Here is a 15421-nt window from a genome sequence, read left to right as displayed (position 1 = left end):
AGCAGCGCCCAAAGCGCCGCAGATGCTCTACTCTGCGGCAGACGGGAGTGAGGATGGCACGCAGTGAGGCCCCGCGCCAGTATCGGCGCGGCCATTGTTAGGGCAAAAGGGGGGTGATTCCGACAGAACGACCGGTATTTATGCCAACAGGGCCGGAAGCTCTTTGTTCAGGGCCAGTTTTTCCATCACGGCGGCACCGGTGAGGGCGTAACCGAGCAGCTTGCCCGCGGCATCGCGGCATAAAACCTTGATGTCGGCGCCCTGCCCTTCGACTGTCCAGATGCCCTCTGCGCCCCGTGGCGGCGGGGACACCACCAACGGGCAAACCGGGGTCTTGACGGTGATCGGCATCGGGCCATAGGTGACGGCGGTCGGGTTGCCGGCCAGGGTTTGCGCCAGCGCTCGCGCACAGCTCATCAGGGGCATCACGTACAGCAGGTTCAGCCCGTCGACCTCGGCGCAGTCGCCCAGGGCGTAGATGTTGGCGTGGGAAGTCTTCAGGTGCCGGTCGACCATGATGCCGCGGTTGACCTGCAGACCGGCCGCAGCCGCCAGGTCGACGCGCGGGCGCAGGCCAATGGCCGAGACCACCACGTCGCACGGGATCACCTGGCCATCGGACAGGTGCGCTTCCAGGCCGTCAGCCACGCGTTGCAGGCGGTTGAGCACCGGCCCGAGGTGGAAGCGAGCGCCAAGGCTTTCGAGGCCTGCCTGCACCGCAGCGGCGGCGGCCGGGTGCAAAAGGGTCGGCATGACCTGTTCGCACGGCGCAACCAGCTGCACTTCGTAGCCACCCAAGGTCAGGTCGTTGGCGAACTCGCAGCCGATCAGGCCGGCGCCGAGCAGCAGCACGCGGCGCTTGCCGGCTGCCGCCGCACGGAAGCGTGCGTAGTCTTCCAGGTCGTTGATCGGGAACACGCAGTCTGCCGCGTCGCCTTCAATGGGGACACGCACGGTTTCGGCGCCCCAGGCCAGGATCAGGTCGCGGTAGATCACCGCTTCTTCACCGATCCACAAGCGCTTGTGGCCCGGGTCGATGCCGCTGATGCGCGTGTGGGTGCGTATTTCAGCCTTAAGCTGTTCGGCCATGGCGCCGGGTTCGGCCATGCTCAGGCCGTCGGCATCCTTGTTTTTGCCGAAGCCGGTGGAGAGCATCGGCTTGGAGTAGGAGCGCCCGTCATCGGCGGTAATCAGCAGCAGCGGGGTTTCGCTATCGAGTTTGCGAAACTCGCGGGCCACGTTGTAGCCAGCCAGGCCGGTGCCAATGATTACGACAGGTGCGTTCATTCCTTACTCCTCAATTATTCAGGCAGCGATTTCGATCATTTCAAAATCCATTTTGCCCACACCGCAGTCCGGGCACAGCCAATCTGCCGGGACGTCTTCCCAACGGGTGCCCGGCGCAATGCCGTCATCCGGCCAACCGTCGGCTTCGTTGTAGATCAGGCCGCAGACGATACATTGCCACTTTTTCATCAGGTACTTCCTCAGGGTTCAGGCGTTTTGCCGGCCGGACGGTCGATGGTTGTAGCACTGCCGTCCAACTCAGCGCGTTTTGTACTGATCGGAGCCATCGGATGCAAGCCTGTTCGGCGCAACGGCAGGCCATTTCAATCGATATCGGCGGCTGACATGTTAAGCTCGCCGCCTCATTTGCTGCCAATAATGACTCATTGTGCATCACACAGAATCCCCCTCTCCAGCTCCTCTCTGGCTCTCGCGCAGCGAACTGGCGCCCCTCCCCGATGCCTCCACCCTCGACTGGCTGTTCGACGAAGGCTCGCTGACCAGACGTCTGATTCATCTGTCGAATGACGCCTTCAGCGTCTCGCCGATGTTCGAAGGCTGGCAGCCCCTGCGTGCCGACGAATGCGCAGCACTGGACCTGGCCGATGGCAGTGAGGGCTGGGTCCGCGAGGTGTATTTGCGTGGTCATGGCCAGGCGTGGGTGTTTGCGCGCAGCGTGGCGTCACGCAGTGCATTGCAAGGCGACGGCTTGCACATGGACGAACTGGGCAGCCGCTCGCTGGGCGAATTGCTGTTTTGCGATCAGGCCTTCCAGCGCCGGGCCATCGAGGTTTGCCATTATCCGCAAGCGTGGCTGCCCGCCGAGGTGCAATCGCCTGGACTGTGGGGCCGCCGCTCGCGCTTCGACCGCGGTGCCTTGAGCGTTTTGGTGGCCGAAATTTTCCTGCCTTCCCTGTGGGACGCCGCCTGCGCCCAATCGGAGAACCGTTGATGTACCAAAGCCTGCTCAAGTCCTTGAACCGCTTGAACCCTCGGGCCTGGGATTTCATTCAGCTGACCCGCATGGACAAGCCGATCGGCATTTACCTGCTGCTCTGGCCAACGCTGTGGGCGCTGTGGATTGCCGGCAAGGGTTCGCCCTCCCTGGCCAATATTGTGATTTTCGTCCTTGGCGTGGTGCTGACTCGCGCTGGCGGCTGCGTGATCAACGACTGGGCGGACCGCAAGGTCGATGGTCATGTGAAGCGTACCGAGCAGCGGCCGCTGGTGAGCGGCAAGATCAGCTCCAAAGAGGCACTGGTATTCTTCGCGCTGCTGATGGGCGTGAGTTTCCTGCTGGTGCTGTGCACCAATGCCGCGACCATTTGGCTGTCGTTGGGCGGCCTGGCACTGGCGTTCAGTTACCCGTTCATGAAGCGCTACACCTATTACCCGCAAGTGGTGCTGGGCGCTGCATTTTCGTGGGGGATGCCGATGGCGTTCACCGCAGAAACCGGTGAACTGCCGGCTGTCGCTTGGCTGCTGTGGATCGCCAACCTGATGTGGACCGTGGGTTACGACACGTATTACGCGATGACCGACCGCGATGACGATCTGAAGATCGGCGTGAAATCCACGGCGATTCTGTTCGGCGACGCGGACCGGGCGATCATCCTGACCCTGCAAGGGCTGGCGCTGGGTTGCCTGTTGCTCGCGGGTTCGAAGTTCGACCTCGGTGGCTGGTTCCACCTTGGATTACTGGCGGCGGCGGGCTGCTTTGCCTGGGAGTTCTGGTACACCCGCGACAGGGACCGCATGCGTTGCTTCAAGGCGTTTTTACACAACCATTGGGCAGGGTTGGCAATTTTTGTGGGGATTGTTTTGGATTACGCGGTGCGTTGACGCCATATCGTGTGTAGGGGCGAGCCCGCTCGCGATGAATTTGAAAGCGACGCGGTTATCCAGACGGCCCGCATAATCGTTCACGCTCATCGCGAGCAAGCTCGCTCCTACATGAGAGGTCTTACATCTTCGGCCCTTGGAGGACGTGCCAGACCTTGTTCTTCATGTCGCCCGTCTTGTCTCCGGGTTTCTTGTCGTCGTCGTAGTAGTACAGCGGCTTGCCGTCGTAGGCCCATTGCATCGTGCCATCGTCACGCTGGACGACTGTCCATTTACCTTCAGCCTTGGCACCCGCTTCAGCCTTGAGCGGCGGCCAGTGTTTTGCACACTCACCGGTGCATACCGACGTGCCGCCAGTGTCCTTGTCGAACGTGTACAAGGTCATGCCCTTATGGTCGACCATCATGCCGTCTTTCATCATCGCCGGCTCAGCTGCGAAGGCCATGGTCGGCAAGGAAAACGCCGCAACCAGTAGCAGAGCCTTGAAGGATTGCGAGATTTGCTTCATGGAAACCTTCCTTTTGTGGTTGTCAGGATTCGGACTTAAAGCTTAGCCCAGGATCCAGCCAATCGCCGACCGACTAAAATACTGTCACACGACTGCAATAATTCCGTTATCTAATGCGGCGCAAGACAGTTAAATGACAAGAGGATTAAGGGCATGGTTGGCAGGAGCATTCTGATCGTCGACGACGAAGCGCCTATTCGCGAAATGATCGCCGTTGCGTTGGAAATGGCCGGCTATGACTGCCTGGAGGCTGAAAACTCCCAGCAGGCCCACGCCATTATCGTCGACCGCAAACCGGACCTGATCCTGCTCGACTGGATGCTGCCCGGCACGTCCGGCATCGAGCTGGCCCGTCGTCTCAAGCGTGATGAATTGACCGGGGACATCCCGATCATCATGCTCACCGCCAAAGGTGAAGAGGACAACAAGATCCAGGGCCTGGAAGTCGGCGCCGACGACTACATCACCAAGCCGTTTTCCCCCCGTGAGCTGGTAGCGCGCCTGAAGGCCGTGCTGCGCCGTGCCGGCCCGACCGATGGCGAGGCGCCAATCGAAGTCGGCGGCCTGCTGCTGGACCCGATCAGCCACCGCGTGACCATCGACGGCCGTCCTGCCGAGATGGGCCCGACCGAATACCGCCTGCTGCAATTTTTCATGACCCACCAGGAGCGCGCCTACACGCGTGGCCAGTTGCTGGATCAGGTCTGGGGCGGCAACGTCTACGTTGAAGAGCGTACCGTCGACGTGCACATTCGTCGCCTGCGCAAAGCCCTCGGCGATGCTTACGAAAATCTGGTACAAACCGTGCGCGGCACCGGTTACCGCTTTTCTACCAAAGCCTGACCCGGACCTTTACCGCCCGACAAGCTGACAAGGACGCGCGTCAAGTGAACCAAAACTGGCATGGCACCCTGATTCGCCACATGCTGCTGCTGGTCACCGCCTGCCTGGTGATCGGCCTGATTACCGGCTATTACGGCTGGAGCCTCGCCGCAGGCCTGGGTCTTTACCTGGCCTGGACCCTCAAGCAATTGCTGCGTCTGCACGAGTGGCTGCGCCTGCACAAACCCGATGAAGCACCACCCGACGGCTACGGCCTGTGGGGCGAGGTGTTCGACAGCATCTACCACCTGCAACGCCGCGACCAACGGGTACGCGGGCGCCTGCAAGCGGTGATCGACCGGGTTCAGGAGTCCACCGCCGCGCTCAAGGATGCGGTGATCATGCTCGACACCGACGGCAACCTGGAATGGTGGAACCGCGCCGCCGAAACTCTGCTGGGCCTCAAGACGCCACAGGACAGCGGCCAACCAGTGACCAACCTGGTGCGCCATCCGCGCTTCAAGGAATACTTCGAGCAAGACAGCTACGCTGAGCCGCTGGAAATCCCTTCGCCAACCAACGACCGCGTGCGCATTCAGCTGTACATCACCCGTTACGGCAACAACGAACACTTGATGCTGGTGCGCGATGTGACGCGCATCCATCAGCTTGAGCAAATGCGCAAAGACTTCATCGCCAACGTTTCCCATGAACTGCGCACACCGTTGACGGTGATCTGCGGCTACCTGGAAACCTTGCTCGATAACGTCGACGAGGTGAACCCGCGCTGGGGCCGTGCCTTGCAGCAGATGCAGCAACAAGGCGGACGCATGCAGACCCTGCTCAACGACCTGTTGTTGCTGGCCAAGCTGGAAGCCACCGATTATCCGTCGGACAACCAGCCGGTACCGATCGACGGCTTGCTGCAATCGATCAAGAGTGACGCGCAGCAGTTGTCCGGCCAGAAAAACCAGAACATCACCCTGGAAGCCGACCCGACGATTCTGCTCAAGGGCAGCGAAGCGGAGTTGCGCAGCGCATTTTCCAACCTGGTGTTCAACGCGGTGAAATACACCCCGGCCGAAGGCAATATCCGTATTCGCTGGTGGGGCGATGACCAGGGGGCGCACCTGAGCGTGCAGGATTCCGGGATCGGCATCGATAACAAACACCTGCCGCGCCTGACCGAACGCTTCTATCGCGTCGACTCCAGCCGCAACTCCAACACCGGGGGCACCGGCCTGGGGCTGGCGATCGTCAAACACGTCTTGTTACGACATCGGGCACGCATGGAAATCAGCAGCGTGCCGGGCCACGGCAGTACCTTTACCTGCCACTTTGCCCCGGCCCAGGTCACCAAATCACGGGTTATCAGCACCGCTGACTGATACCGGCCAGCACGCGCCACTAGGCAACTGGCCGGTCAGCCGCTACATTGGCTGACTTGTGCCTGCCTTTCAGGCGCGGTTTTTTACTTCCCACTCGAATATACGGAACCCGCAAAACTCCATCATGGACCCTTCCCCTGGCTTGACCCTCGCTACAATTTTCGCCGACTTCGGCATGATTCTTTTTGCTCTGATCCTGGTTTTGCTCAACGGATTTTTCGTTGCGGCGGAATTTGCCATGGTCAAATTGCGCTCGACCCGGGTCGAGGCCATCGCTGACAAAAACGGCTGGCGCGGGCACATCCTGCGCACCGTGCACAGTCAGCTCGATGCTTACCTGTCGGCTTGCCAATTGGGTATCACCCTCGCCTCCCTGGGCCTGGGTTGGGTCGGTGAACCCGCGTTTGCCCACATTCTTGAGCCGGTGTTGAGCGCAGTCGGCGTCGAGTCGGCCGAAGTGGTCAAAGGCATCTCGTTCTTCACCGCCTTCTTCATCATTTCGTACCTGCACATCGTGGTCGGCGAACTGGCCCCCAAATCCTGGGCCATCCGCAAACCCGAGTTGCTGTCGCTGTGGACCGCCGTGCCGCTGTACCTGTTCTATTGGGCCATGTACCCGGCCATCTACCTGCTCAACGCCAGCGCCAACACTATCCTGCGCATTGCGGGGCAAGGTGAACCCGGCCCGCATCACGAGCATCACTACAGCCGTGAAGAACTGAAACTGATCCTGCACTCCAGCCGCGGCCAGGACCCGAGCGACCAAGGCATGCGCGTGCTGGCCTCGGCAGTGGAAATGGGTGAACTGGAAGTGGTCGACTGGGCCAACTCCCGCGAAGACCTGGTGACCCTGGAGTTCAACGCGCCGCTCAAACAGATCCTGGCGATGTTCCGTCGCCACAAGTTCAGCCGCTACCCGGTGTACGACAGCGAGCGCCAGGAGTTCGTCGGCCTGCTGCACATCAAGGATCTGCTGCTGGAACTGGCGGCGCTGGACCACATTCCCGAGTCGTTCAACCTGGCCGAACTGACCCGCCCGCTGGAGCGCGTGTCGCGGCACATGCCGCTGTCGCAGTTGCTGGAACAGTTCCGCAAGGGCGGCTCGCACTTCGCCGTGGTCGAAGAGGCCGACGGCAACATCATCGGCTACCTGACCATGGAAGACGTGCTGGAAGTGCTGGTCGGCGACATCCAGGACGAACACCGCAAGGCCGAACGCGGGATCCTCGCGTATCAGCCGGGCAAGCTGCTGGTGCGGGGCGATACGCCACTTTTCAAGGTTGAAAGGTTGCTGGGCATCGACCTCGACCACGTCGAAGCCGAAACCCTTGCCGGGCTGGTCTATGAGAGCCTCAAGCGCGTTCCGGAAGAGGAAGAAGTGCTGGAAGTCGAAGGCCTGCGGATCATCATCAAGAAGATGAAAGGGCCGAAGATCGTTCTGGCCAAGGTGTTGATGCTGGATTGATCTGCGGCTGAAGGGCATTTTGTGGCGAGGGGGCTTGCCCCCTCGCCACAGTTGATCACCGAAAACTTCACTTCCCGCCCAACGCAAAGTTGGGCAGCGCACCCACCGGCTGGTTGAACTGGTACGGAATCGAGACCAGCCCCAGCCCGGTATTGCGCTGCACCACAAAGTGCAAGTGCGGCCCGGTACTGTTGCCGGTGTTGCCGGACAACGCCAACGCACTACCTACCGTTACTCGCTGACCTTCCCGAACGCAGACCGAACCTTTCTTGAGGTGCAGGTAAACACCCATGGTCCCGTCATCGTGCAGCACCCGCACGAAATTGCCGGAAGCGTCGGTGCCGCGCCCGCTCTGCCTGTTCTCGGTTTTCACCACCACCCCGCCTCGCGCGGCAATGATCGGCGTGCCCTCAGGCATTGCGATGTCTATGGCATATCGGCTCTTGGGCCCGAAGTGGCTGTAGGGGCCATTGGCGCCCTGACTGATCCGGAATGGTCCACCACGCCAGGGCAACGGGTACCGATAGCCCACCGTGGGCCCAGAGGGGTCGCCCAGGGAGTATTTGAACTTCGGGACGTATGCGAGGGGCCTCCCGCCTTTAGTCGCCGTGAGCCGCGCCAGACGAACGCTGCTGCGTAGCGGTATCACCCGCCGAATCGTCCCGCCCGGTACGCCGCTGGCGTTCTTCACCCCGGCAAAACTCAATTCGACTTCTACCGGCGCATACAGGTCATTGCGCACGTACACGCTGTGCACGCCGTTCTTCTTCATGATGATGAGGCGCACCTGACGCTCAAGGTGCTCGACCATGCCATCGCGAAATACGAACACATGGGCGCCCTTGCTGGGGCGGTCGCTGTAGGAAACCACGCCATAGGCGTCCTTGGACTTGTAGATGGTCATGGCCACGGCCGAGGTGGCGACCATGAACAAGCCACATAAAAACAGCAGGCGCGTGAACATGAGCAAGGATTCTGTCGAGTGAGATCTGGGATTGAGCCTAGCAGCTGCAATGGACCCGGGTAGTCGGCAGTTGTTTCAGAAAAGGTGTTCAGCAGATGTGCGGTAACAGTGATGGCCCCTTCGTCGGATCGCCGCCCGGAGCAAGCTCGCTCCCACAAGAGAACGCATTACAAATGTGGGAGCGAGCCTGCTCGCGAAAGCGGACTGTCAGGCGGCCCTATATCAAGCGCCAGGAATAAAGTGCTTCTGCGCCGTACCACGTGCAATCAGGCGGGAGATGTAATCGAGCTTCTGCGCATCCTGGTCGACAAAGCGGAAGGTCAGTTGCAGCCAGTCGCTGTCGGGCTTCGGTTCGTGGGCCACGACGGCGTGCAGGTAACCGTTGAGGCGGGCGATTTCGGCGTTGTCGCCCTGCTCAAGGTCCAGCACGGCGCTGTCGAGGATCTGCGGCAGGGTCTCGGTGCGTTTGACCACCAACAGGGCTTCCTTGAGGCTCAAGGCCTTGATCACACATTGCGCGATGCCGTTAGGCAAACGCAGTTGACCCTGGCCACGGCCACTGGTGGGTGCCGAGGAGGTCGCAGGCGTCTTGACCGGTGGACTGTTGAGCAAGCCTTTGGACGGTGCGGGTGCGACCGTTGGGGTCGCTACGGGTGCCTTGCCACCGGTCAAGGCGGCAAGGGAGTCGTTACCGAAGGCAGGGCTGGTTTTGGTTGCGGCTACGTTGATCAAGGCTTCGAGTTTGCCGACCTTGTGCAGCGCCTGCTTGACCTTGGTGATCAGTTGCTCGTTGGTGAACGGCTTGCTGACGTAACCGGAAACTCCGGCCTGGATCGCCTGGACAACGTTCTCCTTGTCGCCACGGCTGGTGACCATCACGAAGGGCATTGTTTTGAGGGTGTCTTGCTCGCGGCACCAGGTCAGCAGTTCCAGGCCGGACATTTCCGGCATTTCCCAGTCGCACAGGACCAGGTCGAAGGCTTCCTTGGCCAGCATGGCCTGGGCCTTTCTGCCGTTGATCGCGTCTTCAATCCGCATGCCCGGGAAATAGTTGCGCAGGCACTTCTTCACCAGGTCACGAATGAACGACGCGTCGTCCACGACCAACACATTGACCTTACTCATCCAAAACCCCTTTAAAAAATCCCGGCCAGCATACCGCCTTGCTGATGGCACATTGCCAAAAACCTTCAGTCACGCCGGACTTTTCGTTCGCGGGGTGCTGCTTTTCGAATTCGTGAAGCTCAAACAAAAACGCCCGGCCAAAAGGCCGGGCGCTTTACTTGGGCAACCTTACTTATCGTCAGTTTTGCCCGGAACATTAGCGCTTTCGCCGGTTGTTCCTTCGACTTCTTCCTTCATGCGCTTGAGACCCAGGTGCCGCACGTCGGTGCCGCGTACCAGGTAGATCACCAGCTCCGAGATATTGCGCGCGTGGTCGCCGATTCGCTCCAGCGAACGCAGCACCCAGATAATGCTCAGAACCCGCGAAATGGAACGCGGATCTTCCATCATGTAGGTAGCCAGCTCACGCAGGGCAGTCTTGTATTCGCGGTCGATGATCTTGTCGTACTGCGCCACCGACAAGGCCAGTTCGGCGTCGAAACGGGCAAAGGCGTCCAGTGCATCGCGGACCATGTTGCGCACCTGGTCGCCGATGTGACGCACTTCGACGTAACCGCGCGGCGCTTCGCCTTCTTCGCACAGCTGGATGGCACGACGGGCGATCTTGGTCGCTTCGTCACCGATGCGCTCCAGGTCGATCACCGACTTGGAAATGCTGATGATCAGGCGCAGGTCGGACGCTGCCGGCTGACGACGGGCCAGAATGCGCAGGCATTCTTCGTCGATGTTGCGTTCCATCTGGTTGATCTGGTCGTCGATCTCGCGCACCTGCTGGGCCAGGCCGGAGTCGGCCTCGATCAGCGCGGTCACCGCGTCGTTGACTTGCTTTTCCACCAGCCCGCCCATGGCCAGGAGGTGGCTGCGCACTTCCTCAAGCTCGGCGTTGAATTGCGCGGAAATGTGGTGGGTAAGGCCTTCTTTACTAATCATCTTTTTCGCTCCGCGAAAGTTGCAAGCTTCAAGCTGCAAGCTTCAAGCAGTTATGTACAAGTCCTGGAATCGCACCGCTTCTTTCTTGCCGCTTGCAGCTTGTAGCTCGCGGCCGCCTCAACTAGCCATACCGACCAGTGATGTAGTCTTCGGTCTGCTTCTTCGCCGGATTGGTGAACAGGGTATCGGTGTCGCCAAACTCGACCAGCTTGCCCATGTACATGAAGGCGGTGTAGTCGGACACCCGCGCCGCCTGTTGCATGTTGTGGGTCACGATCACGATGGTGAACTTGGATTTCAGTTCGTAGATCAGCTCTTCGACTTTCAGCGTGGAGATCGGGTCGAGTGCCGAGCACGGTTCGTCGAGCAACAGTACTTCCGGTTCCACGGCAATGGTGCGGGCGATCACCAGACGTTGCTGCTGACCACCGGACAGACCCAGTGCCGACTCGTGCAGACGGTCCTTGACCTCGTCCCACAGTGCCGCGCCTTTCAAAGCCCACTCGACGGCTTCGTCGAGGACGCGCTTCTTGTTGATGCCCTGGATACGCAGGCCGTAAACCACGTTTTCGTAGATGGTTTTCGGGAACGGGTTGGGCTTCTGGAACACCATGCCGACGCGACGACGCAGTTCGGCCACGTCTTCGCCCTTGCGATAGATGTTGTTGCCGTACAGGTTGATCTCGCCTTCAACGCGGCAGCCGTCAACCAGATCGTTCATGCGGTTGAAGGTACGCAGCAGCGTGGACTTGCCACAGCCGGACGGGCCGATGAAGGCGGTCACGCGCTGTTTCGGGATGTTCATGCTGACGTCGTACAGCGCTTGTTTTTCGCCGTAGAACAGGCTCAGGCCCGGCACTTCGATGGCTACGGTTTCCTGCTCGAGGTTCAGGCTCTGTTTGTCGCGACCCAGCGCCGACATGTTGATGCCGTGGGTATGTGCTTCGTGCTGCATGGGAGGCTCCCTGTGCTAACAAATTCGGTTCGATTGCCACTGGCCAAGGCCCGCGGTTACACAATTCTTTCTGTAGGAGCGAGCCTGCTCGCGATGGTCGTTCAGACACAGAAAATGTGTCGGATGTACCTTCTTCGCGAGCAGGCTCGCTCCTACAGGGTGTTATCAGCTATCCAGCGCCTTGTACTTCTCGCGCAGGTGGTTACGGATGTACACCGCCGACAGGTTCAATGTCGCGATCACCAGCACCAACAGCAACGCCGTGGCGTACACCAGCGGTCGCGCGGCTTCGACGTTCGGGCTCTGGAAGCCGACGTCATAGATGTGGAAGCCAAGGTGCATGATCTTCTGGTCCAGGTGCAGGTACGGGTAGTTACCGTCCACCGGCAGCGACGGCGCCAGCTTCACCACACCCACCAGCATCAGCGGTGCCACTTCACCTGCGGCGCGAGCCACGGCGAGGATCATGCCGGTCATCATCGCCGGGCTGGCCATCGGCAGCACGATCTTCCACAAGGTTTCAGCCTTGGTCGCGCCGAGGGCCAACGAGCCTTCACGCACGGTGCGAGGAATCCGCGCCAGGCCTTCTTCGGTGGCCACGATCACCACAGGCACCGCCAGCAGCGCCAAGGTCAGCGAGGCCCAGAGCAGACCCGGCGTACCGAAGGTCGGTGCCGGCAGTGCTTCCGGGAAGAACAGACGGTCGAGCGAGCCGCCCAGCACATAGACGAAGAAGCCCAGGCCGAACACGCCGTAAACGATCGCCGGAACACCCGCCAGGTTGTTCACCGCGATGCGGATGATTCGGGTCAGCGCGTTCTGCTTGGCGTATTCACGCAAGTAAACCGCTGCCAACACGCCGAACGGAGTCACGATCATCGCCATGATCAGGGTCATCATCACGGTGCCGAAAATCGCCGGGAAAATCCCGCCTTCTGTGTTTGCTTCACGCGGGTCGTCGGACAGGAACTCCCAGATCTTGCTGAAATAGAAACCGATCTTGGTGAAGGTGCTCATGGCGTTCGGCTGGTAGGCGTGAACCACTTTGCCCAGACCGATTTCGATTTCTTTGCCATTGGCGTCGCGGGCTGTCAAAGCGTCGCGGTTGAACTGTGCATGCAAGTCAGTCAGACGTGCTTCGATATCCTGATAGCGGGCGTTCAGCTCAGCGCGCTCGGATTCCATGTCCGCTTGTGCGGTTGCGTCGAGTTTACCTTCCAGCTCCAGCTTGCGGCCGTGCAGACGGATGCGCTCCAGACCTGCGTTGATCGCACCAATATCACTCTTTTCCAGTGACTTCAGTTGCGCAGCAAGCTTGTTGACGCGGTCGACACGGGCCTGCAACTCAGGCCATGCAGCTTCGCCTTCAGCGACGACTTTGCCATCCTGTTTGACGTTGACCAGGTAACCGTAGAAGTTACCCCACTCACGACGCTCGATGGCCATCAACTCCGGCGGCGTCGTTTGCTGGGTCAGCCACTCGCCGACGATCCAGGTGAAGTCGTTGCCGTTCAGATCACGGTTGCCGACCTTGATCAGCTCGCGGGTCATGAACTCCGGGCCTTCGTCAGGCACCGGCAGGCCGGCGCTCTTCAGTCGGGCACGTGGCACTTCTTCTTTCTGCACCACTTCGCCAATGACCAGGTGTTGGCCCTGGCCCGGCACGTCATAGCTGGCGTGGATCAGATCCGCCGGCCAGAAGTGACCCAGGCCACGCACGGCAATCACTGCCAGCAGGCCAATGGTCATGATGACCGCGATGGACACCGCGCCACCGCTGATCCAGACGCCGGGGGCGCCGCTCTTGAACCATCCTTTCAGGGAGTTCTGTTTCACAGACTTCTACCTTTCTTAAAGCGACGAGTATTTCTTGCGCAGACGCTGACGAATCAGTTCTGCGAGGGTGTTCATGACGAAGGTGAACAACAGCAGCACCAGCGCCGAGAGGAACAGCACGCGGTAGTGGCTGCCGCCGACTTCCGATTCGGGCATTTCCACTGCAACGTTGGCTGCCAGGGTGCGCAGGCCTTCGAACAGGTTCATTTCCATGACCGGGGTGTTACCGGTGGCCATCAACACGATCATGGTTTCACCGACCGCACGGCCCATGCCGATCATCAGCGCCGAGAAGATGCCCGGGCTCGCGGTGAGGATCACCACGCGGGTCATGGTCTGCCACGGCGTGGCACCGAGGGCCAGGGAACCGAGGGTCAGGCCGCGAGGCACGCTGAACACGGCGTCTTCGGCGATCGAGTAGATGTTCGGGATGACCGCGAAGCCCATGGCCAGGCCGACCACCAGGGCGTTGCGCTGGTCGTAGGTGATGCCCAGGTCGTGGGAAATCCACATGCGCATGTCGCCACCGAAGAACCAGTTTTCCATGAACGGGCTCATGTACAGCGAGAGCCAGCCCACAAACAGGATCACCGGAATCAGCAGCGCACTTTCCCAGCCATCCGGGACTTTCAGGCGGATCGACTCAGGCAGGCGGCTGAAGGTGAAACCGGCAACCAGGATACCGATCGGCAGCAGCATCAGCAGGCTGAAGATGCCCGGCAAATGCCCTTCCACATAAGGTGCGAGGAACAGACCGGCGAAGAAGCCGAGGATCACCGTCGGCATCGCTTCCATCAGCTCGATCACCGGCTTGACCTTGCGGCGCATGCCGGGAGCCATGAAGTACGCGGTGTAGATCGCAGCGGCAACGGCCAGTGGAGCGGCCAGCAGCATGGCGTAGAACGCGGCTTTCAGGGTACCGAAGGTCAGCGGTGACAGGCTCAGCTTGGGTTCGAAGTCGGTGTTGGCGGCGGTCGATTGCCAGACGTATTTAGGCTCGTCGTAGTTCTCGTACCAGACCTTGCTCCACAGCGCGCTCCACGAGACTTCCGGGTGCGGGTTGTCGAGCAGCAGCGGGTGCAACTTGCCACCGGCTTCCACGATCACGCGGTTGGCGCGCGGCGACAGACCGAAAACGCCTTGGCCTTCTGCGACCGGCTCCACCAGCAAGGTGCGGTGGGCAGTGCTGTGGAACACGCCAAGCTTGCCGGAAGCGTCGAGGGCAACGAAGCCCTTGCGGCGCTCTTCAGCGGTGATTTCAACGATAGGCGTGGTGCCCATCTGGAAGGTGCGGATCTGCTTCAGGCGTTGCTCGCCATCGGGGTCGCGCGCCATGAACCACTGGGCCAGGCCGCCTTTGGAGTCACCGATGATCAGCGAGATGCCGCCCACCAGTTGGGTGCTAGCGGTGACTTGAGCCTCACCGTCTTCAAGCAGTTTGTAGCGACCGTTGAGGCTCTTGTCGCGCAGGCTGAACACGTCGGCCTGGGCACGCCCGTTGACCACGTAAAGCCACTGCTGACGCGGGTCGACGAAAATATTCTTCACCGGCTCGGTCATTTGCGGCAGTTCGATGCGCTTCTGCTCGTTGGTGACTTCGCCGGTCATCATGTTCTCTTCGCTGGTCAGCGACAGAACATTGAGTTGCGAACCGGTGGAGCCGACCAGCATCAGGGTCGAATCATTGGCGTTGAGGCTGACGTGTTCCAGCGCACCGCCGGCTTCGTTGACCGCGATTGGCGTTTCGCCGTACGGGTACTCGACGGCCGGGGTGATGGTTTTCTTGCCTTCCGGGTAGCTGACTTTATAGGTGTGACGGAACACCAGGGCCTGACCGTTGGACAGACCTACGGCCACCAGCGGGTGACCTGGCTGGTCTTCACCGATGGAGGTCACGGTGGTGCCGGCCGGGATCGACAGATCGACGCGCTTCAATTCAGCGCCACTGTCGATATCGAAGAACAACGCCTGGCCCTTGTCGGAAACGCGCATGGCCACCTGATTCTGCTCTTCGAGCGAGATCATCAGTGGCTTGCCAGCGTCCTGCATCCAGGCCGGGGTAATGGACTCTTTCGCGGTCAGGTCGGCACCCTGGAACAGCGGCGCAACAACATAGGCGAGGAAGAAGAAGATCAGGGTGATGGCTGCCAGCACCGCCAGGCCGCCGATGAGGACGTACCAACGGGTGAAGCGATCTTTGAGCGCGCGAATGCGGCGCTTGCGTTGCAGCTCAGGCGTATTGAAGTCAATTCGCTTGGGGGGATTAGTAGTCATGTTGGAATTGGCCAGATCATTCATG

General features: G+C 60.5%; 14 protein-coding genes. 5 read left to right on the top strand and 9 right to left on the bottom strand.

From position 1 onward, the window contains the following. Positions 1-138: 138 nt before the first annotated feature. Both ABIE16_RS18720 and ABIE16_RS18715 read right to left on the bottom strand, forming a co-directional pair. The gene (locus ABIE16_RS18720) at positions 139-1287 is read right to left on the bottom strand and encodes an NAD(P)/FAD-dependent oxidoreductase (protein ID WP_008045504.1); all 1149 of its coding nucleotides are present in this window, start codon (positions 1285-1287) and stop codon (positions 139-141) included. A gap of 18 nt (positions 1288-1305) precedes the next feature. Further along, the gene (locus ABIE16_RS18715) at positions 1306-1476 is read right to left on the bottom strand and encodes a rubredoxin (protein WP_007995385.1); all 171 of its coding nucleotides are present in this window, start codon (positions 1474-1476) and stop codon (positions 1306-1308) included. 199 nt (positions 1477-1675) lie between these two features. On the opposite strand from ABIE16_RS18715, the gene ABIE16_RS18710 reads away from it, so the two are divergent. Both ABIE16_RS18710 and ubiA read left to right on the top strand, forming a co-directional pair. Next, a complete protein-coding gene (locus ABIE16_RS18710) occupies positions 1676-2239 on the top strand; it encodes a chorismate--pyruvate lyase family protein (protein WP_057712730.1) in 564 nt (187 codons plus the stop codon). Next, positions 2239-3129 (top strand): 4-hydroxybenzoate octaprenyltransferase, encoded by an 891-nt coding sequence (gene ubiA / locus ABIE16_RS18705; protein WP_057712729.1) that lies wholly within the window; start codon positions 2239-2241, stop codon positions 3127-3129. Before ABIE16_RS18710 ends, ubiA begins: the two co-directional genes overlap by 1 nt. A 121-nt stretch (positions 3130-3250) precedes the next feature. Here the strand turns inward: ubiA and ABIE16_RS18700 are convergent, their stop codons facing one another. Continuing rightward, a complete protein-coding gene (locus tag ABIE16_RS18700; RefSeq protein WP_090452175.1) occupies positions 3251-3637 on the bottom strand; it encodes a COG4315 family predicted lipoprotein in 387 nt (128 codons plus the stop codon). A 153-nt stretch (positions 3638-3790) separates the two neighbouring features. Here ABIE16_RS18700 and phoB point away from each other — a divergent pair, with 153 nt between their 5' ends. The 3 genes from phoB to ABIE16_RS18685 all read left to right on the top strand — a co-directional run bounded on the left by phoB (position 3791) and on the right by ABIE16_RS18685 (position 7312). Further along, entirely contained in the window at positions 3791-4480 is a 690-nt protein-coding gene (phoB, locus tag ABIE16_RS18695; protein ID WP_003229608.1) for a phosphate regulon transcriptional regulator PhoB, read from the top strand. Between the two features lie 80 nt (positions 4481-4560). After that, positions 4561-5847 (top strand): phosphate regulon sensor histidine kinase PhoR, encoded by a 1287-nt coding sequence (phoR, locus tag ABIE16_RS18690; protein ID WP_219733298.1) that lies wholly within the window; start codon positions 4561-4563, stop codon positions 5845-5847. A gap of 124 nt (positions 5848-5971) precedes the next feature. Continuing rightward, positions 5972-7312 (top strand): hemolysin family protein, encoded by a 1341-nt coding sequence (locus tag ABIE16_RS18685; RefSeq protein WP_007975205.1) that lies wholly within the window; start codon positions 5972-5974, stop codon positions 7310-7312. A 67-nt stretch (positions 7313-7379) separates the two neighbouring features. Here ABIE16_RS18685 and ABIE16_RS18680 read toward each other — a convergent pair whose 3' ends face one another. From ABIE16_RS18680 to ABIE16_RS18655, 6 genes are all read right to left on the bottom strand, one after another. Next, positions 7380-8276 carry a peptidoglycan DD-metalloendopeptidase family protein gene (locus ABIE16_RS18680; RefSeq protein ID WP_090452177.1) on the bottom strand — a complete coding sequence of 299 codons (897 nt, stop codon included), beginning with the start codon at positions 8274-8276 and terminating at the stop codon, positions 7380-7382. A gap of 222 nt (positions 8277-8498) precedes the next feature. Beyond that, entirely contained in the window at positions 8499-9401 is a 903-nt protein-coding gene (locus ABIE16_RS18675) for a response regulator (protein WP_429521716.1), read from the bottom strand. A 168-nt stretch (positions 9402-9569) separates the two neighbouring features. Next, on the bottom strand, positions 9570-10331 hold the full coding sequence (gene phoU / locus ABIE16_RS18670; RefSeq protein ID WP_057712724.1) for a phosphate signaling complex protein PhoU: 762 nt from the start codon (positions 10329-10331) through the stop codon (positions 9570-9572). Between the two features lie 121 nt (positions 10332-10452). Further along, the gene (gene pstB, locus ABIE16_RS18665; RefSeq protein ID WP_007971742.1) at positions 10453-11286 is read right to left on the bottom strand and encodes a phosphate ABC transporter ATP-binding protein PstB; all 834 of its coding nucleotides are present in this window, start codon (positions 11284-11286) and stop codon (positions 10453-10455) included. Between the two features lie 165 nt (positions 11287-11451). Next, positions 11452-13122 (bottom strand): phosphate ABC transporter permease PstA, encoded by a 1671-nt coding sequence (pstA, locus tag ABIE16_RS18660; RefSeq protein WP_090452181.1) that lies wholly within the window; start codon positions 13120-13122, stop codon positions 11452-11454. Between the two features lie 15 nt (positions 13123-13137). Then, on the bottom strand, positions 13138-15171 hold the full coding sequence (locus ABIE16_RS18655; RefSeq protein WP_198530250.1) for an ABC transporter permease subunit: 2034 nt from the start codon (positions 15169-15171) through the stop codon (positions 13138-13140). Between the last annotated feature and the right edge of the window lie 250 nt (positions 15172-15421).

Origin of the sequence: Pseudomonas sp. 2725 (genome assembly GCF_050434585.1) — a bacterium.
Classification (GTDB): Bacteria; Pseudomonadota; Gammaproteobacteria; order Pseudomonadales; family Pseudomonadaceae; genus Aquipseudomonas; species Aquipseudomonas jessenii.
The sequence above is the reverse complement of the archived record's forward strand: the minus strand, read 5'-3'. Positions and strand labels throughout refer to the sequence as shown.